The 25,819-nt window shown below is 73.7% G+C and carries 19 protein-coding genes; 6 read left to right on the top strand and 13 right to left on the bottom strand.

The genetic code is table 11. The features are described 5' to 3' along the window. The first annotated feature begins 49 nt into the window (after nucleotides 1-49). The 3 genes from ABWI07_RS31105 to ABWI07_RS31095 all read left to right on the top strand — a co-directional run bounded on the left by ABWI07_RS31105 (nucleotide 50) and on the right by ABWI07_RS31095 (nucleotide 4,550). Entirely contained in the window at nucleotides 50-2,890 is a 2,841-nt protein-coding gene (locus tag ABWI07_RS31105; protein ID WP_353820712.1) for a helix-turn-helix transcriptional regulator, read from the top strand. A gap of 153 nt (nucleotides 2,891-3,043) precedes the next feature. Beyond that, a complete protein-coding gene (locus ABWI07_RS31100) occupies nucleotides 3,044-3,853 on the top strand; it encodes an ArsR/SmtB family transcription factor (RefSeq protein ID WP_353820711.1) in 810 nt (269 codons plus the stop codon). Between the two features lie 40 nt (nucleotides 3,854-3,893). After that, complete coding sequence (locus ABWI07_RS31095) at nucleotides 3,894-4,550, top strand: hypothetical protein (RefSeq protein WP_149263280.1); 657 nt, start codon at nucleotides 3,894-3,896, stop codon at nucleotides 4,548-4,550. A 15-nt stretch (nucleotides 4,551-4,565) separates the two neighbouring features. Here the strand turns inward: ABWI07_RS31095 and ABWI07_RS31090 are convergent, their stop codons facing one another. The 11 genes from ABWI07_RS31090 to ABWI07_RS31040 form a co-directional block, all read right to left on the bottom strand. Beyond that, entirely contained in the window at nucleotides 4,566-6,200 is a 1,635-nt protein-coding gene (locus ABWI07_RS31090) for a TerD family protein (protein WP_353820710.1), read from the bottom strand. Between the two features lie 6 nt (nucleotides 6,201-6,206). Beyond that, nucleotides 6,207-6,776, bottom strand: coding sequence for a TerD family protein (locus ABWI07_RS31085; protein WP_149263278.1), 570 nt, complete (start codon nucleotides 6,774-6,776; stop codon nucleotides 6,207-6,209). 94 nt (nucleotides 6,777-6,870) lie between these two features. Beyond that, nucleotides 6,871-7,437: a G5 domain-containing protein gene (locus tag ABWI07_RS31080; RefSeq protein WP_353820709.1), complete on the bottom strand. Its 567-nt coding sequence runs from the start codon at nucleotides 7,435-7,437 to the stop codon at nucleotides 6,871-6,873. Nucleotides 7,438-7,548: 111 nt separating this feature from the next. Further along, nucleotides 7,549-8,667 carry a S1 family peptidase gene (locus tag ABWI07_RS31075; protein WP_353820707.1) on the bottom strand — a complete coding sequence of 373 codons (1,119 nt, stop codon included), beginning with the start codon at nucleotides 8,665-8,667 and terminating at the stop codon, nucleotides 7,549-7,551. A 151-nt stretch (nucleotides 8,668-8,818) separates the two neighbouring features. After that, on the bottom strand, nucleotides 8,819-11,509 hold the full coding sequence (locus ABWI07_RS31070; protein WP_353820705.1) for a sugar-binding protein: 2,691 nt from the start codon (nucleotides 11,507-11,509) through the stop codon (nucleotides 8,819-8,821). A 19-nt stretch (nucleotides 11,510-11,528) separates the two neighbouring features. After that, nucleotides 11,529-12,320, bottom strand: a complete 792-nt coding sequence (locus ABWI07_RS31065; RefSeq protein ID WP_149263274.1) for a carbohydrate ABC transporter permease — start codon at nucleotides 12,318-12,320, stop codon at nucleotides 11,529-11,531. After that, the gene (locus ABWI07_RS31060; RefSeq protein ID WP_353820704.1) at nucleotides 12,317-13,288 is read right to left on the bottom strand and encodes a carbohydrate ABC transporter permease; all 972 of its coding nucleotides are present in this window, start codon (nucleotides 13,286-13,288) and stop codon (nucleotides 12,317-12,319) included. The genes ABWI07_RS31065 and ABWI07_RS31060 overlap by 4 nt, the downstream gene beginning before the upstream one ends. Nucleotides 13,289-13,377: 89 nt before the next feature. After that, nucleotides 13,378-14,736, bottom strand: coding sequence for an extracellular solute-binding protein (locus ABWI07_RS31055; protein ID WP_353820703.1), 1,359 nt, complete (start codon nucleotides 14,734-14,736; stop codon nucleotides 13,378-13,380). Nucleotides 14,737-14,797: 61 nt separating this feature from the next. Further along, nucleotides 14,798-15,994: a carbohydrate kinase family protein gene (locus tag ABWI07_RS31050; protein ID WP_235037252.1), complete on the bottom strand. Its 1,197-nt coding sequence runs from the start codon at nucleotides 15,992-15,994 to the stop codon at nucleotides 14,798-14,800. Further along, a complete protein-coding gene (locus ABWI07_RS31045; protein WP_353820702.1) occupies nucleotides 15,991-17,364 on the bottom strand; it encodes a 6-phospho-beta-glucosidase in 1,374 nt (457 codons plus the stop codon). Before ABWI07_RS31045 ends, ABWI07_RS31050 begins: the two co-directional genes overlap by 4 nt. Then, nucleotides 17,361-18,122, bottom strand: a complete 762-nt coding sequence (locus ABWI07_RS31040; RefSeq protein ID WP_353820700.1) for a DeoR/GlpR family DNA-binding transcription regulator — start codon at nucleotides 18,120-18,122, stop codon at nucleotides 17,361-17,363. Before ABWI07_RS31040 ends, ABWI07_RS31045 begins: the two co-directional genes overlap by 4 nt. A 375-nt stretch (nucleotides 18,123-18,497) precedes the next feature. Here ABWI07_RS31040 and ABWI07_RS31035 point away from each other — a divergent pair, with 375 nt between their 5' ends. Beyond that, nucleotides 18,498-18,923 (top strand): class II fructose-bisphosphate aldolase, encoded by a 426-nt coding sequence (locus ABWI07_RS31035; protein ID WP_353820699.1) that lies wholly within the window; start codon nucleotides 18,498-18,500, stop codon nucleotides 18,921-18,923. Here the strand turns inward: ABWI07_RS31035 and ABWI07_RS31030 are convergent. Continuing rightward, nucleotides 18,883-19,488 (bottom strand): dihydrofolate reductase family protein, encoded by a 606-nt coding sequence (locus tag ABWI07_RS31030; protein ID WP_353820698.1) that lies wholly within the window; start codon nucleotides 19,486-19,488, stop codon nucleotides 18,883-18,885. The genes ABWI07_RS31035 and ABWI07_RS31030 overlap by 41 nt on opposite strands. A gap of 197 nt (nucleotides 19,489-19,685) precedes the next feature. On the opposite strand from ABWI07_RS31030, the gene ABWI07_RS31025 reads away from it, so the two are divergent. Further along, the gene (locus tag ABWI07_RS31025) at nucleotides 19,686-21,365 is read left to right on the top strand and encodes an alkaline phosphatase family protein (RefSeq protein WP_353820697.1); all 1,680 of its coding nucleotides are present in this window, start codon (nucleotides 19,686-19,688) and stop codon (nucleotides 21,363-21,365) included. A 74-nt stretch (nucleotides 21,366-21,439) separates the two neighbouring features. Continuing rightward, entirely contained in the window at nucleotides 21,440-23,119 is a 1,680-nt protein-coding gene (locus tag ABWI07_RS31020; RefSeq protein WP_353820696.1) for an ArnT family glycosyltransferase, read from the top strand. 15 nt (nucleotides 23,120-23,134) lie between these two features. Here ABWI07_RS31020 and ABWI07_RS31015 read toward each other — a convergent pair. Further along, the coding region (locus tag ABWI07_RS31015; RefSeq protein ID WP_353820695.1) for a hypothetical protein at nucleotides 23,135-25,819 on the bottom strand (2,685 nt) is incomplete at its 5' end.

The following is a 25,819-nucleotide window of genomic DNA, read 5'->3' as shown; positions in this document are numbered from 1 at the left end:
CCGCTTCGGGATCCCCATCTGGAAGTCTGGGGACGTGTACGCGCGTCCGGTGAGCCCCGTGTTCGTGGGCCGAGACCAGGAGCTGGCGCTGCTCGGCGAGATCTTCGCCGGGGTCTCGCAGGGGTCTCCGGGCGCGGTGCTCATCGGCGGGGAGGCCGGTGCCGGCAAGTCCCGGCTCGTGGCCGAGTTCACCGCGGGGCTCGGGGGCCGGGCGCTCGTCCTCCATGGAGGGTGCGTGGAACTCGGTGCGGACGGGCTCGCGTTCGCGCCGTTCACGGCCGTCCTGCGCGGCCTGGTGCGCGAGCTCGGCAGGGACGGGGTCGCCGGCCTGCTGCCCCAGGGCGAGGCGAGGGAGCTGGGGCGCCTGCTCCCCGTGCTGGGCCCCTGCGGCGACGACGGCCTCGGCATGGCCCGAGCCCGCCTCTTCGAGGAGTTCCTCGGACTCCTCGCCGGCCTGGCCGAGCACCGCCCCGTGGTGCTGGTCCTGGAGGACGTGCACTGGGCGGACGGATCGAGCCGGGAGCTCCTTGGCTTCCTCGTCCGCAACCAGCACACCGTTCCGGGCCTGCTGCTGATCGCCGTCCACCGCAGCGACCAGCTCCCGCGGTCCCACCCGCTGCGCCGCCTGCTGGCCGAGCTGGACCGGCTGGCATGGGTGACCAGGTTCGAGCTCGACCGGCTCGCCGCCGAGGCCGTCGTCGCGCAGTTGCGCGGCATCCTCGGCCGCCGGCCGGACACGGCGCTCGCCGACGAGGTGATCCGGCGCAGCGCCGGCAACCCGCTGTTCGTGGAGGTCCTGTCGTCCGGTATCGGCGCGCCGGTACCGGAGTCCGTCCGCGACCTGCTGGTCGCGCCGCTCGAACCGCTGCCCGACCGCACCAAGGGGGCCGTGCGCGCCGCTGCGGCGGGCGGTGTCCACGTCGACCACGCGCTGCTCTGCGCCGTCACCGGCCTCGACGACGCGTCGCTGACGGACGCGCTGCGTCCCGCGGTGCGGTCGAATCTCATGCTGGTCAGAGAGGACGCGTACGCGTTCCGGCACGCGCTGGTGCAGGAGGCCGTCTACGACGACATCCTGCCCGGCGAGCGGACCCTGCTGCACGTGCGCTACGCCGACGCGATCGAGGCGGATCCGGCCCTCGCACCGGACGGCCGCGCGGCGGTCGAGTCGGCCCACCACTGGTACGCCTCCAGGCGCCGCCCGGTCCAGGCGCTCGCGGCCTCCTGGCGCGCCGCCGTCGAGGCCCGGACGTCGCCGACCCACGCCGAGCGGCTGCACATGCTCGGCCGGGTCCTGGAGTTGTGGGATCGCGTCCCGGACGCCGCCGACCGGATCGGGGCCCGCCGCGCCGAGGTGGTCGACGAGGCGGTCCGGGCGGGTATGGCGGCGGGAGAGGCGGTCCGCGCCATGGAACTGGTCGACACGGCGCTCGCGCAGAACCCGGACGCGGTCCGCACCGGCCACCTGCTCCTGTGCCGCGGCGAACTGCGCTTCGCCCTCGGCCGGCCGGGCGACCTGGCCGATCTCCGGGAAGCCGCGAGGCTCATGCCGCCGCACGACGGGGCCCGCGCGGCCGTCCTCAACACGCTGACCGACCGCCTCCTCGCCGTCCCGCGCGACGAGGAGGCCCGCGCGACCGCACGTGAGGCGCTGGCGGCGGCGCGGGCCGGCGACGAGCGCGGCCCCCAGATCACGGCCGCCGTCAACCTCGCCTACGCCGAGGCCCGGGCAGGCGACATCGACGGGCGGCTGCCGCGCATCACCGCCGCTCGGGCCGAGGCCGGCGACCTCGGCGACCACGGCTCCCTCATGCACGCCCTTCGCTGCGAAGCGGACCTGCTCCAGGGCTTCGGACGGTACGAGGAGGCCGCCGCGGTGGCCCGGCGGGGTCTGCGCGCCGCGGCCGAGGCCGGGCTGTCCCGAACGTCCGGCCCCGCGCACGCCGGCAACCTCGCCGAGGCGCTCACGGCGCTGGGCCGCTGGGACGAGGCGAACGAGACGATCGAGCACGCGCTCGGACACGCGCCGAGCCCCGGCCTGCACGCCTACCTGCTGGTCCTCCGCGGGACGATCGCCCTGGCCCGGGGCGACACGCCACTGGCCGTGACCTGCTCCGAGTACGCGCGCGAGGTCTTCACCCGGGGCACCGCCTACGCCCAGGACCGCCTACTGCTGACGCACCTGGAGGTGGAGCTGCATCTCGCCCTGGGGCGGCCGCCGGAGGCCGGGCGCCTCGTCGAGCGGGCGCTGGAGGCGACGGAGATCGAAAGCGGCTCGCGCTATCTCTGGCCGCTGGTCGAGGCCGGGGCCCGCGCGGGCGTCCCCGGCCTGGACGGGACGGCGTCCCGACTGCCGGTCATCGGCCCGGTCCAGCGGGCCCACCGGCTCGCCTTCACCGCGGAGACACGGCGCCCGGACCTGTGGGGCCGCGTCGCGGCCGCCTGGGCCGACCTAGGCCGGCCCCACGCCGAGGCCCTGGCGCTGCTCCGGGCCGCCGAGGCGGCGGCGGAGACCGGAGCGCGAGCCTCGGTCGCCGAACACCTGCTCCGGGCCGCCTCCCTGGAGGACCGGCTGTCCGCACCCCCGCTGCGCGCCCGCATCGAACGGCTCGCCCGACTGGCCCGCGTCTCCCCCGGCCCCCCTGCCGGCGAACCGGACACCGGGGGCGCGGCGCGGGACTTCGGCCTGACTCCCCGCGAGCGGCAGGTGCTCGACCTGCTCGCCGCGGGCCGTACCAACCGCCAGATCGCCGAGGAGCTGTTCATCTCGGTCAAGACCGCGGGAACCCACGTCTCCAGCATCCTCGCCAAACTCGGTGTCACCGGCCGCCTCCAGGCCGCCACCGCCGCCCACCGCCACGGCCTCGTCCGGACGGACGAGCGGGCCTGACGGCGGCCCGTCCCGGCCACGCCATCGATCGGCACCGGCTCCCCGGCCCTGTTGCCCGGCAGGGTCGGCGACCTCACCCACGTCTTCACAGGTCAACCCCGCGTTCAGGGGCACGCTTGACGATATGCAGGTGGATGCCTGCATAATGAGGGTGTGGATGGTGATGCGGGAGCGATGGACTCGGTGTTCAGGGCGTTGGCGGACCCTACGCGGCGGCTGCTGCTCGACCGGTTGCGGGAGCGGAACGGGCAGACGCTGCGGGAGTTGTGCGAGCGGTTGGACATGGCGCGGCAGTCGGCGACGCAGCATCTGGACGTGCTGGTGGGGGCCGGGCTCGTGACCGTCGTGCGGCGGGGGCGGGAACGGCTCCACTACCTCAATCCGGCACCGATCCACGAGATCGAGGAGCGCTGGATATCCGAGTTCGACAGGCCGCGCCTGCGAGCGCTCAGCGCCATCAGAGACCGAGCAGAGGAGTACGCCATGACTGTTGAGACCACTGCCGTGCCCACCTACGTCTACGTCACCTACATCCGCGCCGGGGCGGAGCAGGTGTGGCGAGCCCTCACCGACGCGGACCTGACGGCGCGCTACTGGGGGCACGCCAACGTCTCGGACTGGCAGCCGGGCTCTGACTGGGAGCACCGGCGCACGGACGGGTCGGGCGCGGTCGACGTCGTCGGGCGCGTGCTCGAGGCGGAGCCGCCGACGCGCCTGGTCATCACCTTCGAGGACTCCGCCGGCGTCGAGCCGCCCCGGGACCCTTCGGTCGTCACCTTCCTCGTCGAGCCGCACCACGACATCGTCCGTCTCACCGTGACCCACGAGAACCTCCCCAACACGGAGATGCTCAAGGGCATCTCGGAGGGGTGGCCGGCCGTCCTGGCGAACCTCAAGTCGCTGCTGGAGACCGGTGACGTCCTGCCGCAGGCGCCCTGGGAGATGTCCGGCACGCACGCCTGAGCCGGCGGGCCCGGGCGGTGAAAGGTCTACATTGCCGGGGGTGATCATCACCCCGGGACGCTCACACCCTCGGCGATGGCTCGTCGCCACCGCCGCCCTCTACACGGTCGTCCATCACCAGGGGTTCGCTCTCGCGCCGCTCGGCGGCGTCGGGCACACCCGCTGGGCCGACTGGATCGACATCCTCACGCCCTACACCGTGCTGCTCGCCGCTGCGGCCACCCTTCACTGCGCCCACGCGCGCCCCCGCGCGTGGGCGCTCTATCTCGTGGGCGCCATCACCTATACCGAAGGCCACGGCATCCATCTCGCGGCCAATTCCGTCTACAACGCCGACCCCGGGCCCACCGCCCATCTCTGGGACGAGACCGTCGGCCACTATCTCTGGTACGCCGGAACTGCCCTCGTCTTCGCGACCCTTGCCATCGGGCTCGCTCGCATGCCTCCGCCGAGCAGCCCGCTCTATCTCCCGCTCGCCCTCGGGGTCTCCCTCACGTGGACGACCAATTCCATCGAAGGAACCACCGGCTTAATGGGCATCGTCGTTGCCGCCGCCTTCACCGTCTACGGCTGGCGGACTCGGCACTGCCTCGGCCGCGTCCTGCTCCCCGCCTTCGCGCCTGCCTTCGCCATGCTCACCGCCTACGGCGTCCTTTACCGTGGCTTCCCCCAGCCGTCCGAGATGGGCTGGATCTGAGCGGCCTGGTTCGGACTAGGGCGTGGTGCTGGCGCGGGCGTGGACGCCGAGGACGTGGGTGAAGAGGGCCGGGGGTCTGGTGCCGCCTTGGGTGTCCGGGAGCACGTCGGGGGTCAGCGTCCATTCGGCGCCCACCCACGAGTCGGCGATGGAGTTCGCGCTCGACGGGAGGTCGTTGCAGGACTGCCGGACGCGCATCGCGCGCACGGACTCCGTCGCGGGCGTGTCGGTCTCCACCAGGATCACCGGGACGCCGGCCAGCGGGCCGTCCTCGACCAGGCGCAGGAGGTGGTGCGACTGCTCGCCGTCGAGCGCGGCGCCCGCGTCGAGGACGACGACCAGCCGCAGCGGCGGGCCGGCGGCCGGGCCGTCGTCGCCGCCGATCCGGCGCAGGTCGACCAGGTCGAGGAGGCGGCGCATGCGCTCGGCGGCGCCCGTGCCGATCGCCACGCCGCCGCCCAGCAGGCGGGCGGTCGTGGCGGGGTCGAAGCCGTGCAGCCAGCCGGCGCCCGACAGGCCCGCGGCGTCGATGACCTCCAGGCCCACGACGCCCGGCGGGACGGCCGCCAGGAACCGCGTCACGAGCGACCACGCGTAGGCGGCCGAGTCGCCCGGCATGACGCCCTGCGAGATCCACATGGCGCGCCGCCACGGCAGCCGCAGGACGAGCGGCACCTGGAGGCCGGGCAGCTCGGCGGCGGACAGGCGGCCCAGCAGCATGCCCTCGGCCAGGTCGGCGCGGGGCTGCCAGGTGAGCCAGGACGGCGCGTCGAAGGGCGCGACCTCGGGGGTGACCTGCGGCTCCACCCGGGCCAGCTCGTCGCGGAGCTGCGCGGTGTCGGCGCGGAGCCGCTCGTTGGCCGCCTCCATGAGCCGCTGGAAGCCGCCGGGCGGCTTGCGTCCGGCGATCTCCTCGTTGCGGAGGACGAGCGCGTGCTCGGTGGACGAGTGGAAGGCCGCCAGCGAGCGGCTGGCGTCCTCCCAGACGAGCCAGCAGCGCTCGACGTAGCCGACCTCGCTGGCGGGCGGCGCGGCCGGGGGGCGCGAATCCGCCGGGGGCGGGCCTGCGGGGGGCGGAACCGTGGAGGGCGGTATCGGGGGCGGCGGGCCCGCGTGCTGCTGGGGCGGGCCGACGGCGGGGGCGGGCTCCGGTTCGCCGGGGTCGTCGACCTCGATGCCGTGCGCCTCCAGCAGCTCCGCCAGGCCGCCGGCGTAGCCCTGGCCGACGGCCCGCACCTTCCAGCGGCCGTCGCGGCGGTAGAGCTCGAGCCCGATGATGGCCCGCTCCGGGCCCAGGCCCGGGACGGTGAACGCGACGAGCGGCTCGCCGGTGCCGGTGGTGAGGTCGAGCCGGGGCGGCGGCATCGTGCCGAAGGTGGTCGCGCCGGTCAGGCTGACCGCGATCAGCACCGCCGCGGCGTCGGCGGCGACCGCGTCGAGGTCGACGTCGACGCGCTGGCGGCCGTCGCCGGTCCAGCGCACGCCCGGCGCCTCGGGCGCGTTGTAGAACACCAGGTCGGCGTCGGAGCGCACCCGCAGGTCGGGCCCCACGACGAGGGCGCTGACGTCGACGGGGACGGCGCAGGACGCGGTGGCGACCACGCGGCGGGCGGGCAGCGCGGCGTTGGCGCCGGGCGAGAGTTCGGCCATCGGCGGTCAGGCGAGACCGATGATCGTCGGCAGCATGTCCTGGAAGGTGCGGCCGTGGCACGGCTCGCCGATCGCGTTCATCTTCCAGGCGTCGCCGTGCCGGTAGAGGCGGGCCATCACCATGGCGGTGTGCGCGCCGCCGCCGGTCAGCGTGTAGCGGGCCAGCTCACTGCCGTCCATCTCGTTGACCAGCCGGCAGAAGGCGTTCTCCACCTCGTTGAACGTCTGCCCGTTGAAGGAGCTGACGGTGAACACCAGCGAGGTGACGTGCACGGGCAGCCTGGCCAGGTCGACGATGACCGACTCGTCGTCTCCGTCGCCCGCCCCGGTGAGGTTGTCGCCGGTGTGCCGGACCGAGCCGTCGTCGCTGACGAGCTTGCCGAAGTAGACGACGTCGGCGAGGTTCCCGTCGGCGAACAGGACGCAGGACGCGTCGAGGTCGATCTCCCGCTCACGGGAGCCGAAGAAGCCCTTCTTCTTCACCGCGTCCCATCCGAGGCCCATGCGGACCATGCTGAGCGCACCGCCGGGCTTCTCCAGCGATATCCGCTGGCCTTTCACCATTGAGACGGTCACGTACCGTCGCCTCCTCGCTGTCCCTGAAGGCACCCCGAAAACGGTGCGCGCTCAGCCTTTCAGCCGATCCGCTCGTTGTCATCCGATTCAGGGCTCAGGTGTCGCAGGCGATGCCGTCGCCGTCACGGTCGAGGTCGTAGATGTCGCTGCCCACGACGCGGACGGGACCTGCCACGTAGCCGGGGCCGTCGCCGCTGCCGCCCGCGCAGTCGACGTCGCTCGCGATCGGCACGCACGCGCCGGTGTAGTTGGGGTCGCACCGCCGCGCCCGCTTCGTGCCCACGGCGACGACGCGGGTGACCGCGCGCCTGGTGACCACCGCGCGAATCAGTTTCCGGTCCGTCTCGGCGCCATTGGCGATGGTGACCTCATAGGTGAGGGTCCTGATACCGGCGACCCCGCGAGTACGCACCTTGGTGGTCCCTTTGGCCAGGGTCGCGTCGTTCACCTTTCTCGTCTTGAACGGGATCTTCCGTCTTTCCGTGACCGTGCGTTTCGTCGCCGTCGGAGTGGCCGCGGCGCCCGCGCTCGCGCCGGTGGACGGGGGCGCGCTCGCCGCGGCTTTCGACGGGCTCGCCTCGACCGGGGCGTCCTTCGCCTCGCAGGCGCCGAGCGGCAGGAGCGCGACGGATGTCAGCACAACAAGAAAGGCGCGCTTCATGAATTCCCCCCATACGTAGGGAGAAATCGTGCGCCTTGTGGTTAATCCCCGTCAACTGCACCCGTCAAGAATCCCAGGCCGGATCCGGCCCGGGATTCTTCGACGCGGCTGTCAACCGATTTGGGCACCGAAGACTTGGAGGGCCTCGGTGACGGGCTGGAAGAAGGTCACGCCGCCGCTCTGGCAGTCGCCCGACCCGCCCGAGGTGAGGCCGAGGGCGGTGCTCCCGGCGAAGAGGGGGCCGCCGCTGTCGCCCGGCTCCGCGCACACCGTCGTCTGGATCATGCCGGTCACGGTGCCCTCGGCGAAGTTCACGGTGGCGTTCGTGGCGGTGACGCTGCCGGAGTGGACGCCGGTCGTGCTGCCGCTGCGGAACACGCGCTGGCCGACCACGGCCTCGCCGGCCTCGGTGATCTGCTGGGCCTGGCCGTTGTAGAGGTTCACCGCGCTCTGCCCCGCGGCGCCCTGCTCGGTCTGGACGAGCGCGAAGTCGTTGCCGGGGAAGTCGCTCTCCACGGTCGTGCCGAGGGCCTCGGCGCCCTGCTGGTCAGCGGCCCAGTTCTGGATCTCGTTGCCGCAGTGCCCGGCGGTGATGAAGAAGTCCTGCTGGGCGCGCTTGACGTTGAAGCCGAGCGAGCAGCGCGCGCCCTGGCCGAAGATGGCGTCGCCGCCGAGGGCGAACGTCTGCAGCCTGCCCGGGATGCGGACCATCCGGACCGCCGCCCCCATCCGGCCGGTGGTGCGCTGGACGGCGGCCATCCGCGCGCCGGTGACCGTGTCGTCGGTCCACACCGTGACCTTGGACGTCGCGGGGTCGACGGCCCAGCCGGTGCCGGGGATGTCCGCCACCGCGCGCTGCAGCGCGCCGGTCATCCGCCTGAGCGTCGCCGGGCTGCGCCGCGTCATCTTCGGGACGGCGCCGGCCGCGCGCACGGCGGCGGCGTCGGTGGCGTTGGTGACCGTGACGACGGGGCGTCCCGAGGAGTCGACGTAGGCGCCGGTCGTGCGGTCGCCGAGCCGGTCGGCGATCCTGGCGGCCCGCGCGGCCGCCTGCCCTGTGGCGGGCGCGGCGGTCCTGCGGCCCGCCTGGGCGTCGCCCGCGAGTCTCGCCTCCTGCCCGCCGGACCGTCCCTGGGCGTGCACGACGTACAGCGAGCCGGCCAGGAGGCCGGCGGATCCGGCCGCCACCGCGGTCGTGGTGACCGCGGTGCGCAGCCGACTGTTCCTCACGCTCTTCCGGCGCCTCATGAACCCTCCCGGTTCCGGGGTGTCGATCTACGCGTGGGGGTACGCGCCCCGGCGGGACGGAGTTCAACGCGGCCCGGTGGAAATGCCGCCGGGCCGGGGGGCGGATCCGCTCCCCCGGCCCGGCGGTGTCACCTCAGCCCGTCAGGCGGACGGCGCCGCTCGCCGTCCCTCCCTTCGCGGCCTCGAAGGCCATCGTGAGGGTGCCGGATGCGCCCGGCACGGTCACGGTGGTGAGCCCGGCCTTGCGGATCTCGACCTCCTTCGTGCCGAGAAGCTTGCCGTCCCACACGTGGACGTGCGCGGTGCCGGGCCCCGTCGCGAACAGCTTGACGGTGGTCGAGCCGCCGGAGACCGACGGCCGCCCGGCGATGCTCGCGGTGTCCGAGCGCGGCGCCGCGGGCCCCGCGGCCAGCGGGACGCCCGTGCGCACCGCCTGGATGATCGACTCGGGGGCGTTCACCGACCGGGTCGCGTCCGTCGGCATGACCGGCGGCGGAGGCGTGGTCGGCATCCCCGCCGGCGGGGTGTGGCCGGGCAGGGACACGAGGCCCCACCGGTACGGGTCGCCCTGGACGCCGTTCCAGGTCGACCAGCCGATCCGGGTCTGGCCGGTCTTGTCCTGGGTGTCGGAGTCGTAGACGAAGACGTTCAGGCCCATGCGCCGCGGGTCCACCGCGGTCGGCAGCGCCGTGAAGGGGATCTCCGCCTCGATGACGTACCCGTCGTAGGGGTCGGCGACCGTGGAGGCGACCCGCATGCCGGGCGCGGTCTCCTCACCCGGGCCTTGGCGCGCGTCCGCGTCGCGCTCGAAGCACGGCTTCCCGTCCGACATCTTGGGGAAGATGCCGGTCTTGAACGTGGTGGAGGTGTTCTCCGAGTCGCCGCGCGGGTCGATTCCGATCTCGACCGAGTCGGTGCGCCAGTGCCGCTTGCAGTCGTCGGCGCCGAGGACCGTGCCCTGCTTGTCGTCGCGGACCTTGACCAGCACGTGCAGCGCCTTGTCGGTCCAGGTGACCTTGCCGGTGGCCGAGCAGTCGTCGGCGGACTCACACGCCGACCCCTCCCAGCGCCGGGACAGGTTCAGCTCGGGCCCCGGGTACTCGCCGGGCGACTCCTTGCCGTCGACCGCGGGAGCGGTCGCCGCCTTCGGGAGCTCGGCCGTGGGGACCAGCTCCAGGGCTCCGTTCTGGACGTCGTCCTCGCCCGAGGAGGAGGTCGTGGTGATGGTCAGGTCGTAGTCGCCGCCGTTGCCGCCCTCGTTGGAGGTGGGCAGCGACGTGTCGGTGTTGGTGACGGTGAAGACGGCCGAACCGGTCTTGCCCGCGTCGAGGGTGTAGGGCTTGGACGCGGCGTCGGCGGTGAAGCCCGCGGGGAGGCCCAGCTTGACCGTGCCGGTCTGCGCCGAGGCGGTCGTGTTGGACAGGTCCACGCGCACCTGGCGGGACGCGCCGGACGCCAGCGTGAGCACCCGCTTCACCTGCCCGGTCAGTGCCGGGACGCCCGTCTTGTCCGCCCAGGTGTCGAAGTCCGACACGCGGGGCAGCGGCTCCAGCACGCCGGTGACGGCGGGCCGGACCTCCACCGACGTGGCGGTCTGGCCCCTGGCGGCCCCGGCGGACAGTGTCGCCGAGAGCTGCGCGCGGCCGGCCTTGACGCCGGACGGCGGCGTGACGGTGAAGGTCGCCGTCCGCTCGTCCTGGCCGACCGACCCCAGGTCACCGGAGCCTGTCACGTTCCAACCGGCCGGCACCGAGAGCGTCGCCTTCGCCGCCCCCAGCCGCTTCGGCGAGCTCGCGTGCGCGGTCACCTTGAAGGACCGCCCCGCGGTGACGCCGAACGCGTCCGTCGTCAGCGAGAAGCGGCTGCCGAGCGGGAGGCCTCCCTGGGCGGGCATCAGCGCGCCCTCCAGCATCGCGGCCGGGTCGGTGTTCCCGAGCGTGAACGGGACCCGGCTGTGGATCTGCCGGTAGTAGTCGCACCCGATCTGGGCCGGGTCGGACGGGACGTCCGGGAAGCCGCCCCAGCCCTGGCTGACGTACGTCCGCTGGGCCTCGCGCTCCACCTGCGCCCACGTCCTGCCCCCGTTGCGCGCGGACGCGCGGCCTCCCCACACCCCGTAGGTGAGCGACGCCGCGGCGGACGGCGTCCCCTGGGCAGCGCAGCCGGAGCCGGCGGGCCCCGACGCTCCGCCGGTCTGGAACAGGCGTCCCGGCGCCCAGGTGCTCAGCCCCTCGCGGCTCAGCTGCGCGGGGTAGGCCTTCGGGTCGGCGGCGGCGAAGTAGGCCTCGGTCGCGAGCCGCGCGGCCTGCTGGTGGTTGCCGTGCTGGCCCGGGAGGGGCGCGGGGACCATGGTGACGATCACCTTGGGCCGCGTTTCGCGGACGAGCCGGACGACCTTCTCCAGGCTCTTGTCGTGGTCCCAGGTCTCGGCGGTGAGCGGCGTGCTCACCGTGTAGTAGAAGTCGACCTTGTCCAGGTAGTGGATGTCGGTGACGCCGGCCTTGCCGACGGCGCGGCGCTCCTCGTTCTCGCGGAGCAGCCCGAGCGCCGGGCCCTCCTCGGTGCCGGAGGCGTTGCCGCCGCCCTCGCCGCGGGTGACGGTGAGGACGCCGACCTTCGCCTTGTCGTACTCGTTCCACTGGCCGAGGGTCGACAGCGCGCCGGCCTCGTCGTCGGGGTGCGCCCCGACGAACAGGACGTCGAGCCGGCCATCGGACGAATCGGTGCCGCCGGGGCCGGCCGCCTGTGCGGGCGGGGCCGTGAAGGCGACGGACATGGCCGCGAGTGCGGCGGACAGGACTGCGGGTAGGGCGAGTCTTCGCATGAACTCTCCTGTTCTTTCCCTACTCCTTGATGGCCCCCGAGAGCATTCCTGCGATGAACTGGCGCTGCAGGAAGACATAGACGATCACGATGGGCGCGGCGATGATCAGCGCGCCCGCCATGAGCAGCGAGTAGTCGGTCTTGTGGGTGCCCTGGAAGAAGGACAGCCCGAGCGGTGCGGTGCGCAGCGCCTCGTCGGAGTTGACGATCACCAGCGGGAGCAGGAACTCGTTCCAGGTCCACATGGTGGTGAGCAGCAGCATGGTGAGGATGGCCGGGCGGCCGACCGGCACCAGCACGCGCCACAGCGTCGTCCAGCTGGACGCGCCGTCGATGCGCGCGGCCTCCAGCAGCGAGCGCGGGACGCTGCGGAAGTAGGCGCGCATCCAGAACGTGCCGAAGGCCACCGACATGGCCACCTGCGGGAGGATGAGGCCGGCGTAGGTGTTGTCGAGCCCCGCCGAGCGCAGGTCGAAGTACAGCGGCACGACGATGGCCTCGGTCGGGATGGTCAGCCCGGCGACGAACACCAGGAACAGCGCGCCGGAGCCGCGGAACCGCATGGTGCCGAGCGCGTACCCCGCCATGATCGACAGCACCCCGGCCGCGACGACGGTGACGGCGGTGACGATGACGCTGTTCCGCAGGTAGGTCGCGAAGTGCCCCTCGCGCCACGCGGTGCCGAAGGTGGACAGGTCCGCGTGCGGCAGCTGGAGCGCCTGCGCGACGATCCCGATCATGGGGAACACCGCGATGACCGAGAAGAGGACCAGGATCGCGTGGTTGGCGAACCGTTCCGCCCGGACGTTCATGCGCCCTTCCCTTCCACGAGGCGGCGGACGCCGGCCGTGACGGCGAACGCCAGCACCGCCAGCGTGACGCCGATCGCGCAGCCGAGGCCGACCTCACCGGTGTTGAACGTGCGGTTGTAGACCTCGTAGGCGGGGACCTTCGTCGCGTCGCCGGGCCCGCCCGAGGTGGCCATGTAGATGAGGTCGAAGTTGCGGACCGCCATGATGGTGGTCAGGGTGAGGGCCACCGCCAGCTCGCGCCGCAGCCCCGGCAGGGTGACGGCGAGGAACTCCCGGACGGCCCCGGCGCCGTCGATCCGCGCGGCCTCGTACAGCTCCCGCGGGATCTTCTGCACCCCGGCGAGGAACAGCACCATCGCCAGGCCGATCCCGACCCACGTCCCGACGACCCCGATCGCGGGCAGCGCGAAGGTGAAGTCGCCGAGCCAGCCGTGCCGCCAGTCCGGGAGGCCGAGGGCGTGCAGCCAGCCGAGGACGGTGTTGACCGGCCCGTCGGTGGAGTACACCCACCGCCATGCCACGGCCACCGCCACCATCGCGACGACCTGCGGCAGGAACAGCACCGTCCGGAAGAACGTCAGGCCGCGGATCTTCGTCCGCGACATGGCGCCGACCAGCACGAACGCGATGCAGCACGGCAGCACGGAGTAGAAGAGCACGAGGACGAGCAGGTGCCCGAACGCACCGCGCAGCGACGGGTCCGACCAGGTGGCGGTGTAGTTGGACAACCCCGCCCACGTCGCCTCGCCCAGGCCGTCCCAGTGGTAGAGGGAGAACTGCGCTCCCCGCGCCAGCGGCCAGAGCAGGAACATCCCGTAGACCAGCAGGGCCGGGAGGGCGTACAGCCAGCCGATCCGGCCGGGCTCCCCCGGAGGGACGGAGGCGGACCGGCCCTCCGGCCGCGCCGCCCGGGAGGCGGAGGCCTCGCGCCCGGTCTTCGAGGTCTTTCGCCGCGCGACGGTCGTCATGTGCGGGCTCCTTGGTCGTGCGTCACGGCGCCGCCCGCCTCCGGCCGCGCCGCGGGTGAGGCGCGGCCGGAGGCGTGCGTGCCCGGCGCCTACTTCTTCTTCTGGAAGGCGGAGTAGTCGTCCTGCGCCGCCTTCATGACCTCGTCGGCGGGCTTGCGTCCGGCGACGAGTTCCTGGAGCGGCCCCCCGAACGCGTCGGCGAAGGTCGGCGTCGCGTAGTCGATGTAGGGGGTGATGCCGTCGTTCTTGCTCAGCTCGGCCCAGGCCGCCGACACCTCCTTCAGCAGCGGCTCGGCCGGCTGCTTGGAGGGCGCCGCGAGCGCCGGGAGGTTGCCGGTCTCGACGGAGACGTCCATCGCCTCGGGGGAGGTGATGAAGTTGATGTAGGCGGCGGCGACGTCCGGGTTCTTGCTCTTCGAGGTGATCGACCAGGGCAGGCTCTCGCCGCCCATCGTGGCCGTCGGCGCGCCGGCCTGCGCCGCGGGCGGCAGCATGAAGCCGACCTTGTCCTTCATCTTGTCGTTCAGCTCGGACGCCCACCACGTGCCGCCGAACATGAACACGCCGTCGCCCTTGGCGAAGTTCACCGGGGTGTCGTCCCACTTGACGGCGTTGGCGTCCTTGGTGAGGTAGCCCTTCTTCGACCAGTCGGCGAGCTTCTGCGCCGCCTGGACGTTCGGGGCGTCCGTCCAGGAGCCGCCGCTGCCGAACACGAGCTTGCGGACGGCCTCCTTGTCGGTCGCGCCGTCCTGGAGGATGCCGTAGAGCTGCATCGCGGGCAGCTTCTCCAGGTTGCCGAACGCGATCGGGACCTCGCCCTTGCCCTTGGCCGTGGCGAGCGCCTGGTCGAACTCCGCCCAGGTCTTCGGCGGCTGGACGCCGAGCTTCGCCAGCTTCTCCTTGTTGTAGTAGAGGCCGACGATCTCACCGTTCAGCGAGATGCCGTACAGGTTGCCGGACCCGATGAGCTTGCCGTCCTTGGTGACGCTGTTCAGGTCCGTCAGGCCCTTCGGATAGCGCTTGCGCCACCCGTAGACCTGGTCGTAGGAGTCGAGCGGGAGGAGCATCCCGGCCTTGACGTACTGCGCCATGGACCCGTAGCCCTGGTTGGCCTCGACGACGTCGGGCGGGTTGCTTCCCGACAGCGCGAGCCGGAGCGTCTTCTGCAGGTCGCTGAACGACCGCGACACCCGGTTGATCTTCACGTTGGGGTACTTGGCCTGGAACCGCTTGTTCAGTTCCTCGATCTGCTTCTTCTGACCGCCCTGGACCTCCTGGTCCCAGACGGTCAGGGTCACGTTCCCGGCCTTGGCCACGTCGGTGTTCACCGCGGCGGGCGCCTTGCTCTCCGGCTCGTCGCCGGACGAGCCCGGTGCGCACGCCGCGGCGAGCACGGTCGCGAGGGCCGCGACCGCCGCGGCCGCCCCTCGCCTCGTCAGTGTCGGCATTCCTGCGGCTCCCTTACTCGTTCCTGGACTGCTGTGTGCGCGCCGGTCGGGGGACGGCGCGCTAGAGGTCGGCCCGGAGGGTGGGCTCGGCCCTGACGACGGTGTCGGTCGCCGAGTCGGGGATGAAGTCCACGACGAAGGCGTACGGTTCGAGGACGGACTCGGGCACCTCGCCGGACTCGCCGAACGCGGCGATCTCCCCCCAGCACGGCGCGCCGAGCGATCCGCTGCGGTGCCGGACCGACAGGCCCGCGCACAGGTTGGCGAAGCGCAGCCGCTCCGGCAGCGGAAGCCCGGCGAGCGTGCCGAACAGGAACCCGGCGCCGAACACGTCGCCGGCGCCGGTCGCGTCGAGCGGCCGCACCGGCAGCGCGTCGGTCTCGGCGACCTCCCCCGTCGCGGAGTCGATCGCGATGGCGCCCGCGCCGCCGCGCTTCACGACGACGACGGGGACCCGCTCGGACAGGACGCGGGCCGCGTCCTCCGGCGTGCTCGTGCGGGTGTAGGCCATGGCCTCCACCGCGTTCGGCAGGAACACGTCCACGTGCTCCAGCCGGTCGAGGACCTCGCTGGACCACGTCTCGGTGGCGTCCCAGCCGATGTCGGCGAACACCGCGGCGCCCGACCGCCGCATCTCCTTCGCCCAGCCCGGCACCGGATGCTCGATGTCGATGAAGCAGGCGCGCGCGGCCGGCGGCGGGGAGCCGAGCACCGCCTCCGCGTCGCCCGTCTCGCCCGGATCGAGGTCCGGCAGGGGCATGGCGTAGGTGACCATGCTGCGGTCGGAGTCGTAGGCCAGCGACACCGTCACCGGGGTCGGCCAGCCTTTGATCCGGCGGGAGTGCCCGAGGTCGATGCCCTCCTGCTCGGCGAGCGTCCGCCACAGGTAGGAGCCGAACATGTCGTCGCCGAACGGGGCCGCGAGCCCGACCCGCAGGCCGAGCCGGCTCATCGCCACCGCGATGTTGGCGGCGCCGCCTGGCGCCGAGCCGAGCCCCTCGGTGAACACCTCGGTCCCGGGCGGCGGCAGCCCCGGCAGCCCGGTGAAGATCATGTCCATGAAGACCTGGCCGCTCAGGAAGACGTCCAGCTCGGGGGCGGGGCCGGGTGCCTCGCCGCCGCGCAGCAGCGCGCCCGCCGGGACGCGCTCGGTGCAGGGGTCGGCCATGGACGGCTCGGGCGGCTGCCCCGGGGCCGCGGCGCCGCCGGGCGCCGGGCGGTCCACCGGCGGGCTGCCGTCCAGGGTTTCCACTGTCATGACGACGACTCCTCACGGGAGAAGACGGCGGCGACCTCGGGGATCCGGTCGATGTAGCCGTCGAGCAGCTGCCGGCCGATCCGCGCCGAGTCGACCAGGGGGTGCAGGGCGAAGGCCTTGGCGGCGTCGGTCCGCGAGCCGGTCACGGCCGCGCCGATGGTCAGCCGCTCGACGGCCTTGACCTGCTGCATCAGTCCGGCCTGGTGCAGGTCGGGCTGATCGAGGGGGTGCGGGTGGACGCCGCCGGCGTCGACGGTGACGGGCACCTCGACGACCGCGTCCGGAGGGAGCGCGGCGACGGTCGAGCCGTTCCGCACGTTGAGGATCATGCTGGCGGGCTCGTCGCGGCTGATCGCGGCCATCACGTTCAGCGCGACCCTGGCGTAGCCCTCGTCGGCCGGGTCGATCCCGGAGTGGTCGTCGAGCGCCTCGCCGGTCGGCGCGCCCTTCATCTCGGCCATGTAGCTCGCGCTGCGGGAGGCGACGGTCTCGCGCCACATCTCCATGGCCGCGCCGCCGGAGGCCGCCGCGATCCGCTCGTAGAACGCCTCCTGCTGCTTGAGCAGGAACTCGCCGCGCGTCTGCGGCGCGTCCAGGGTGGCGCGGACCGCCTCCCGGTTGAAGTAGTAGTAGTAGAGATACTCGTTGGGGATCAGACCGAGGTCGCGCAGCCACTCGCGGCCGAAGACCACGCCCTCCTCCAGCGATCCGAGCAGGTCGTCGTCGGCGAGCAGGCGGGGCAGGACGTCCACGCCGTCGTGCAGGACGCGGCGCATCCAGCCGAGGTGGTTCAGGCCGACGTAGTCCATCTGGACGCGGTCCGGGTCGAGGCCGAGCGCGGCCGCGACCCGCATGCCGAGGCCCGAGGGGGTGTCGCAGATGCCGAGCACCCGGTCGCCGAGCACGCCCTGCATCGCCTCGGTGATCATCCCGGCGGGGTTGGTGAAGTTGATGACGTAGGCGTCCGGCGCGAGGGCCTTCACGCGATGCGCGATGTCGAGCATCACGGGGATGGTGCGCAGCCCGTAGGCGATCCCGCCGGGGCCGGTGGTCTCCTGGCCGAGGACGTTCAGGTCCAGCGCGACGCGCTCGTCGCACACCCGCCCCCGCAGGCCGCCCACCCGGACGGCGGAGAAGACGAAGTCGGACCCCTCCAGCGCCTCGTCCGGCCCGGTGCTGGTGAACACGCGGGGGGCGTCCTCGAAGCCGTCCGCGAGCGCCGCGAGGACCGCGGCCATGCCCGCGAGGCGGCCGGGATCGGAGTCCTGGAGCCAGACCTCCTCGATGCGCGGGGAGCCGGGGTCGCGCAGCAGGGCCTGGTACACGTACGGCACCCGGAACCCGCCACCGCCGAGAATGGCCAGCTTCATGCGATGTACACCTTCCCGCCCGCCTCGCGGCAGACCTCCAGAGTCCGGGGGTCGGCCCCCGCCGTCGTGACCAGCGCGTCGATCCGGTCGAGCGAGCACACCCGCAGCGAGCCGGTGCCGGGGAACTTGGCCTCGGAGGCGACCAGCACCACCCGGTCCGCGGACTCCAGCATCGCCTGCTTGATCGGCGTCTCGACCTCCATGTCGTCCATGACGTGGCCGTCCGGCCGCACCCCCGTGCAGCTCAGGAACACCAGGTCCGCGCGGACCTGGCGGAGCGCGGTCTCGGTGAGCGACCCGACGAGCGAGAGGTAGTTGCGCCGCAGGACGCCGCCGAGCAGGCACAGCCGGACGGCCTCGTCGTCGCGCAGCTCGTCGAGCACGGCCATGTTGGCGGTGATGACGGTGACGGGCCGGCCGCGCAGGTGCCGGGCGAGGAGCCGGGTGCTGGTGCCGATGTCGAGCACCACGACCATGTCGTCCTCGACCAGCGCGGCCGCCCGCGCGGCGACCGCCGCCTTCTCGGCGCTGTCGTGCTCGGCCGACGCGGCGAAGGAGATCTCCGGCGCGGCCGGGCGCGGGGACAGCGCCGCTCCCCCGTAGGTGCGCAGCAGCTCGCCGTTGCGGTCGAGCACGTCGAGATCGCGGCGGATCGTGGACTCGCTGACCTGCAGCGTCTCGGCCAGTTCCCGGACCGAGGCGGCCCCCTTGGCGCGCAGGGACGAAACGATCTGCGCCCGTCGCATGCTCGATGTCACGCGGTGGAACGTAACACCCCTGCTCGACATCCGTCATCACCCTGGCGGAAACCTGCTCGAAGTCCGTCATTCGCTTCTCTGACGTGCGCGGATCCAGTCAGGACGGCGGTGAAGTCAGCCCCCGCTGTCGAGAGATCGGAACGTTCCACAGGCATCGGGGCCGGAGCGGCCGGAGCGGTTCGGGCACTGTCAGGAAGCGCGGTCAATCCGGCGCTCGCACGGCCCTCGAACGCGAATATTTTCGTCCTTGAACCATGGCGTGAAATAAGCGCCGCGCCCCAAGAGCCCCACCCGGTACACCCCACGGGGGGGTCCTGCGCGTCGTCGAGGACGCCGGGTCGGGGGCTGAGCGGGCACCCTTACCTGGGCGTGCGAATGGCGCTGCCGGCCCTGGTCGATCCGGACGAGGCGGCCGGATACGTGGCCGCCACGGGCGTGGACGCCCTGGCGGTCGCGGTCGGCACGTCCCACGCGATGCTGGCCCGCGACACCGTCCTCGATCTCGCGCTCGTCGCGCGGCTGCGGGCGGCGGTGCCGGTGCCGCTGGTCCTGCACGGCTCGTCGGGGGTACCGGACGAGGGGCTCGCCGCCGCCGTCGAGCACGGCATGACGAAGATCAACGTGGCGACGCGGCTGAACAAGGCGTGCACCGCCGCCGTGCGCGCGCGGCTCGCCGCGGACCCCCCTCCGGTCGACCCGCGCCGCTACGTCTCCGCCGGCCGCGACGCGGTCGCCGCCGAGGTCGCCCGCCTGCTGGAGGTCATCGGCGCGGGCCGCCGACGCGGTAGGTCACGTGGGTGACGAGAGGCGTCCGGGACGTCTCGACGGGCTTCAGCGCCAGGTCGCCGACGCCCTCGAACAGCCGCTCGCCCTCCCCGAGGACGAGGGGCGCGATGTGCAGGCGGAGCTCGTCGATCAGGCCCGCCGCGAGGTACTGGTTCACGGTGCTCGCTCCCCCGGCGACCGAGACGTCCCTGTCCCCCGCGGCCTGCCGGGCCTGGGCCATCGCCGACTCGATCCCGTCGGCGACGAAGTGGAACGTCGTGCCGCCCTTCATCGGAATGCTCTCGCGCGGGTGGTGGGTCAGCACGAACACCGGCGCGTGGTAGGGCGGCTCCTCGCCCCACCAGCCGCTCCAGTCCGGGTTCCACGTCGGGCCGCGGTCGGGGCCGAACATGTTGCGCCCCATGATGTAGGCCCCGGCCGAGGTGATCTTCTCGATCACCTCGGCGTTGGCCTCCGGCTCCTCGAACATCCAGCGGTGCAGCCGCTCGGCGCCGTCGCCGAGCGGCTCCTCCAGGCGCTGGTTCGGACCGGCGACGAAGCCGTCGACGGAGATTCCGATGTCACAGGTGACCTTGCTCATGGCCGGTGCCTCCTCTGGCGGGCGCCCCTGCGGCGCCTTTCACCAGTGGATCGGAGCCGGATCCGCGTCCTCGACATCCCGGGGCACGAAGATGGAATCTTTTTGAACCCGTGGGCACGGGATGGACGTGCTTTGGGGTGTCGCGTGCGCGGCGGGGGGACCGGACCTGGGAGGACGAGCTGACCGTTGACAGCCGCTTGGAGCGGAGCACAGACGAGGACGTGCCGGCCGGCGCCCCGGAGGCGGGCGGCGCCCCGGAGGCGGGCGGGCGGCCGCGGTGGCGGCGGGTCGCGGCGCGGGCGGTGACCGGCGCGGCGTTCCTGCTCGTGCTGGTCGCGCTGGTCACGCCGGCCGAGTTCGCCCGCCTGACCCCCGGGGCGTTCGCGCGCGTCCCGATCGAGGGCGTGGTCGGCGTGGCGCTGATCCTCGTGCTCCCGGCCCGGGCCAGGCGGTACGCGGCGGGGGCGGGCGGAGCCGTCCTCGGGCTGCTGCTCGTGCTGAAGGTGCTGGACATCGGGTTCGACGCGGTCCTCGTCCGGCCGTTCGACCTGGTGCTCGACTGGCCGCTGCTGGGGCCGGGGGTGGAGTTCGTCAAGGAGTCGTCCGGGCAGGCGGGGGCGGTCGCGGCCGTGGTCCTCGCGGTGGCGCTCGCGGTCGGCGTGGTCGTGCTGACGGCGCTGTCGACGCTGCGCCTGAGCCGGGTGGCCGTCCGGCACCGCCGTCCGGCGTCGTGGACCGCCGTGGTGCTGGGGACGGTCTGGATCGCCTGCGCCGCGCTCGGCGCGCAGCTCGTCCACGGCCTGCCCGTGGCCTCCAGGAGCGCGGCCGTCCTCGCCTACGACCACGCGCGGCAGGTGCGGACGAGCCTGAACGACCGGAAGGAGTTCGCGAAGGCCGCCGCCGTGGACGGGTTCCGGGACACGCCGCCCGACAGGCTGCTGACCGGGCTGCGCGGCAAGGACGTCGTCCTGGCGTTCGTGGAGAGCTACGGGCGGTCGGCGGTGGAGAGCCCGCAGTACGCGCCGCAGGTCGGCGCGGTCCTCGACCAGGGGTCGCGGCGGCTCCGCGAGGCGGGGTTCTCCGCGCGCAGCGGGTGGCTCACGTCCTCGACGGCGGGCGGCGGCAGCTGGCTGGCGCACGCGACCCTGCTGTCCGGCTTGTGGGTCAACAACCAGCAGCGGTACCGCGCGCTGGTGAACAGCGACCGGCTGACGCTGAACGGGGCCTTCCACCGCGCGGACTCCCGGACGGTCGCGCTCATGCCGGCGATCACCCGGGCCTGGCCCGAGGCTTCCTTCTACGGCTACGACAAGGTCTACGACGACCGGAACCTCGGCTACCGCGGCCCGCGCTTCAGCTTCGCCACCATGCCCGACCAGTACACCCTGTCGACGCTCCAGCGCACCGAGCTGGCGAAGAAGGACCGGGCGCCGGTGATGGCGGAGACGGCGCTGGTGTCGAGCCACGCCCCGTGGGCGTCCATCCCGCGGCCCGTCCCGTGGGACCGGGTCGGGGACGGTTCGGTCTTCAACGGGATGGGCAAGGGCTACGACGCGCCCTGGCCGCCGGCCGGCCGGATCCGCGACGAGTACCGCAAGTCCATCGAGTACACGCTGAACACGCTCGTCTCCTTCCTGGAGACCTACGGAGACGACGACACCGTGCTGGTCTTCCTCGGCGACCACCAGCCCGCGCCGCTCATCACCGGGCCGGGCGCTAGCCGGGACGTCCCGATCACCGTCGTGGCGAAGGACCGCGCCGTCATGGACAGGATCTCCGGCTGGGGCTGGCAGGACGGCCTGCGTCCGGGCCGAGGCACGCCGGTGTGGCCGATGAGCGCGTTCCGCGACCGTTTCTTGACCGCGTTCGGAGGCTGACGGCGGATCGGGGAGGCGGTCTCCGGGGAGGGGAGGAGGATGACCGACGTCCTGCGCGGCCCGAAGGCGGCGGCGTGACCTCGCTGTCCGCGGAGCCCGGACGGCCCGCGGAGTCCGCGGCCGAGAAGGAGCCGGGCCGGTTCCGCGCGGTGCACCGGCGATGGCTGCTCGCGGCGGTCGTGGCGGCGCTGCTGGCCCAGATGGGCGCCGCGATGGCCGTCACCGCGGTCCGGCAGAGCCCGACCGTCGACGAGCCCGTCTACATCAGTGCGGGCGTCGCCTACCTGCGCGCCCATGACCTGAGTCGCAACCCCGAGCATCCGCCGCTGGGCAAGCTGGTCATCGGGGCCGGGGCGGTGCTCGCCGCTCCGCACCTCCGCCCGTCCTTCACTGGGAGCGACTACAGGTTCGGCAGGCAGTTCCTGTACCGGTGGGGCAACGACCCTCAGCGGGTGCTGCTCGCCGGGCGCCTGCCCGTCATCGCGCTGACCCTGCTGTTCGGGCTGGTCGTCTTCGCGTTCGCCCGCGACCTCGCCGGCCCCGCCGGCGGCCTCGCGGCCCTGGCCCTGTACGCCTTCTCCCCCGACGTCATCGCGCACGGGTCGCTGGCCACGCTCGACGTCCCGACGGCCGGCCTCCTGCTGACGTCGGTGTGGCTGCTCTGGCGGGCGAGGCTGAAGCCGCGGCCGTACCTGCCGCTCGCCGGAGTCGCGCTCGGGGCGGCGGTGGCGACCAAGATGAGCGCGCTGCCCGCCGTGCCGGTGCTCGTGGTCCTGGCGGCGGTGTCGGTCTGGACGTTCCGCCCGTCGCGCCGCCCAGTGCTGACGGCCGTCCTGTCGGCGGCCGGGGTCGGGGTCCTGGCCGTCGCGGTGGTGTGGGCGAGCTACCTCGCGGTGGACCCGCGGCTGCGCTGGGCGGCGCCCGCCGACCTGCCGACCGCCGGCGGTCTGCGCGGGCTCGCCGCCGGCTGGCTGCCGTTCCCCCGGCCCTTCCAGGACGGGATGCGGGCCCAGTTCGGATTCGAGGAGATGCGCTGGACGGGCTTCCTGTTCGGCGACGTCTACCACGGCTCCCGCTGGTACTACCTGCCGGCCGCGCTCCTGGTGAAGACGCCGCTGGGCATGCTGGCGCTGTGGGCGGCGGGCGTCGCCGCCATGGCGGCGCTGCCCCGGCTGCGCCCGGCCGCGCCGTACCTTCTCGCGCCGACGGCCGTGCTGCTGGCGGCGGCGATGACGGGGTCGCGCGACCTCGGCGCCCGCTACGCGATCTTCGTCCCGATCTTTCTGGCGGTGGCGGCGGGCGGGGCGGTCCTCGTCCGGTGGCGGTGGGCCAGGGCCGCGGCGGTCGCGCTGCTGCTGTTCGTCGCGGTCAGCTCGCTGCGGACCTTCCCGTACTACCTGCCGTACTCCAATGAGGCGTTCGGCGGGCCATCGAAGACCCACCTGCGCCTGCACGACTCCAACGTCGACTGGGGCCAGGACCTCGGGCGGCTCGCCGACCGGCTGCGGGAGCGGTATCCGGGCGAGCCGGTCTGGCTCGTCTACAAGGGCAGCGGCGTCCCGTCCTACTACGGCATCCGCGCGGGCGACCCGCTCACGGCGCCGCCCGGCAGGGTGCACGGCCTGCTCGTCGTCTCCGACAGCTGGCTCGTGAAGAACGACCCCCGGCTGATGCCGCTGGTCCGCTCCAGCGAGCCGATCGACGAGGTCGGGCACTCCATCACGATCTTCCGCCGGTCCGCCCAGGGGCCGTAGCCCGCGGCCCGCCGGTCAGCGGCGGCGGGTGTGGGCGCGCGACCAGAGCGCCGCCCAGCCGCCGTGCGCGAGCCAGGACGCCGGGACGCGGAGGCCGTGCTCGGCGATCTCGTCCCAGAACACGGTGGTGTCGGCGCCCAGTTCGCGCGCCGCGGGCATGGCCCGCTGCCAGGGCCCCTCCTCGTCCTCAAGGGCCGTGGCCGGGTATCCGGGGACGCTCGTGGTACGCGGCGGCATCACGGGGACGAGGCCGGCGTCCGGTGCGGCGCAGGTGACGGCGACGGCGAGCGCGCACAGGATCGGCTCGGTCGTCGGCTTGGCGAGCGCGCGGGCGATGACCGGATCGTCCTGGAGGGCGAGCACGCCGAGCGCGCGGCGGATGCGGCGCGCGACCAGGTCGAGGGAGTAGGCGTCGGCGACGGCGGGGAGCTTGACGAGCCTGCGCAGCACCTTCGGCAGCGGGGGCTCGCCGAGCAGGAGCGGAAGCTGGTCGTAGCGGTCGCGCAGTGCCGGGTCGAGGGCGTCGAGCGCGGAGCGCAGGGGGCGGTGGCCCGAGGCCGTCCAGAGCCCGTCGAGATCGACGGCGCCCTCGTCCAGCGCGCGGCGGACGGCCCCGGTCAGCTGCGGACCGCCGCCGAAGCGGCGCAGCCGGACGAGCGCGGCGTCCGGCCCGGTGCCGGCCACGGCGGCGACGGCGCCGAGCGCCGGGACGGCCCGCGTCCACGACCGGCCCGCGAGCTCGCCGAGGGCTGGGCCGACCTCCTCGACGAGGCGGGGCGCGGCGCGCCGCCGGGCGGGACGCACCGGCGGGAGCTCGTCCGGCACCGGCGCGGCCTCGTCCTCGACGGCGCCGGGGATCGCGGCCGTCCACTCGCCGAAGCGCTGTTCGAGCTCCTCGTCCGGCGTGTCGTTGAACCTCGCGGCGATCTCGCTGACCCGCCAGCCCCGGGACGCGGGCCGGAGCGGAGCGAGCTCCGCGTTGGCGACCAGCAGACCGTCGGCGTCGTAGAGGCCCGCGAGCGCGATCCGGCCCGTCCTGGCCTCCTCGACGTATACCGGCCCGGCGATGCAGTTGCCCATGTAGTCCGCCCATTCGGCGACATCGCGGGCGCTACGGGCGATCTTGAGCCGGACGCCGGTCCCGGGGACGGCCGCGCCGTCCAGCGCGGCGAGCGGCGCCGGGACGGCGAAGTCGCCGGTGAGCGCCTCGGCGATCGCGGTGGCCGACATCAGGCCCGCGGTGAAGGCCGCCCACGTTCGGGGCGCCCGGGGCGGGACGCCGCCGAGGGCGACCAGCTGCGCCGCGCCGGAGACGGCACCGGTGATCGAGTCGAGGCGCGGGGTCAGCGGCTCGGCCACCGGCGGCGGGTCGTGGTCGAACCACGGCTCGCCGGTGCCGGGCGTGGGCTGCGCGAACTCGTGCCCGTACAGGCGGGCGAGGGCGTCGAGCAGGTCGGCGTACCAGAGGAGGTCGGCGCCGGTCTCCACGTCCGCCGGGTCGTCCCCGGGCGCGAGCCTGCGGTGGAGCTGCTCCGCGTCCCCGAGCATCGGCGCCGTCCACCGCGGGATTCCGGCCCACTCGGCCGGCGGGCGCCCGTACCCGGCCGCCTCCCGCCAGCTCCGCAGGCTGGGCGACCACTCGCGCAGCACGTCGTCGCGCGCTCCGATCATCTGGCGCATCAGCCGTCCGAGGTCATCGCCGACGACGAGCGCGAAGTCGCGTGCACAGGCCAGGCGCGGCCTGACGTAGCCGGCGAACCTGGTGTCCTTCGGTCCGTCCACGTCGAGCTTGCGCACGAGGTCGCGGACGTAGGCGGCGGGACGCACCGGGAGGCCGGTCAGCCCGGGGACCCGCCGCGCGGCCTGCCCGGCGGCCCCGTCGGTCGTCAGGGCTGCGGCCGCGCGCAGCACCGGAGCCGACCGCTCAAGGCCGTCCTCCAGCCCGTGGTCGGCGACGGCCGCGGCGGTCCGGAGCAGCGCGGTGGCGCCGAGAGCGTCCTGCAGGAGGTGGGCGAGCCTCTCGTGCCAGTACCACTTGTCGGGGATCCAGCGCGCGGCGTCGGCGAGGGAGGGCTCCGCGACCCCGAGGTAGGTTCGCAGCCGCGCCACGATCCGCTCGTCCTCGTCGTGGCGGCGGCGGTCGCGCAGGTCGCCGAACCGGTCGCGGCGGCTCTGCGTCGCCAGGCGCGCGTCCCGCCGGGCGAGCCCGATCCGGCGCTCGGCGACCCGCTCCCACAGGTCCAGGAGCAGCGCGAGCCTGCGCGGCGGGGGCAGTTCTTCGAACACCTGCCGCAAATACCGCGCCAGCACGGACGGCGGCCCGCCGGGGGTGAGGTCGACGCCTTCGGGCGCCTCCAGGGCGAGCACCCGTTCGAGCTGCTCGGGGCCGAGGACGTCGCTGGCGGCCGACGCCAGGTGCAGCGCCGCCCACCGCCCGTCCTCGATGGCGCGCGCCGCCGCCGCGCCGACCCGCTTGGTGACCGCGAAGCCGAAGAGCGCGACCAGCACCCCGGCCCGGTCGCCGAGGCGGTGCGCGCCGCCGAGGCCGACCGCGCGGAGCGCGGCCAGGACCGCGTCCCGCTGGTCCCCGCGCGCCCCCTCCAGGCGCGCGGAACGGAACCCGGCGCCGAGGTCGACGCCCGCGCCGGCCGCGGCGGCGCCCCCGTCCGGGCGCTCTCGCTGCTGGTCGCGGACGGGGGC

It is taken from the genome of Actinomadura sp. NPDC000600 (assembly GCF_040492135.1).
Taxonomy (GTDB): Bacteria; Actinomycetota; Actinomycetes; order Streptosporangiales; family Streptosporangiaceae; genus Spirillospora.
Note: the sequence above shows the minus strand (reverse complement) of the source record. Positions and strands in the feature narration are given on the sequence as shown.

Coding starts and splice junctions, on each gene's coding strand:
- ABWI07_RS31090 (WP_353820710.1), bottom strand. CDS start 6,200: ATGGCCGAACTCTCGCCCGGCGCCAACGCCGCGCTGCCCGCCCGCCGC.
- ABWI07_RS31080 (WP_353820709.1), bottom strand. CDS start 7,437: ATGAAGCGCGCCTTTCTTGTTGTGCTGACATCCGTCGCGCTCCTGCCG.
- ABWI07_RS31070 (WP_353820705.1), bottom strand. CDS start 11,509: ATGCGAAGACTCGCCCTACCCGCAGTCCTGTCCGCCGCACTCGCGGCC.
- ABWI07_RS31065 (WP_149263274.1), bottom strand. CDS start 12,320: ATGAACGTCCGGGCGGAACGGTTCGCCAACCACGCGATCCTGGTCCTC.
- ABWI07_RS31060 (WP_353820704.1), bottom strand. CDS start 13,288: ATGACGACCGTCGCGCGGCGAAAGACCTCGAAGACCGGGCGCGAGGCC.
- ABWI07_RS31055 (WP_353820703.1), bottom strand. CDS start 14,736: ATGCCGACACTGACGAGGCGAGGGGCGGCCGCGGCGGTCGCGGCCCTC.
- ABWI07_RS31050 (WP_235037252.1), bottom strand. CDS start 15,994: ATGACAGTGGAAACCCTGGACGGCAGCCCGCCGGTGGACCGCCCGGCG.
- ABWI07_RS31045 (WP_353820702.1), bottom strand. CDS start 17,364: ATGAAGCTGGCCATTCTCGGCGGTGGCGGGTTCCGGGTGCCGTACGTG.
- ABWI07_RS31035 (WP_353820699.1), top strand. CDS start 18,498: ATGGCGCTGCCGGCCCTGGTCGATCCGGACGAGGCGGCCGGATACGTG.
- ABWI07_RS31030 (WP_353820698.1), bottom strand. CDS start 19,488: ATGAGCAAGGTCACCTGTGACATCGGAATCTCCGTCGACGGCTTCGTC.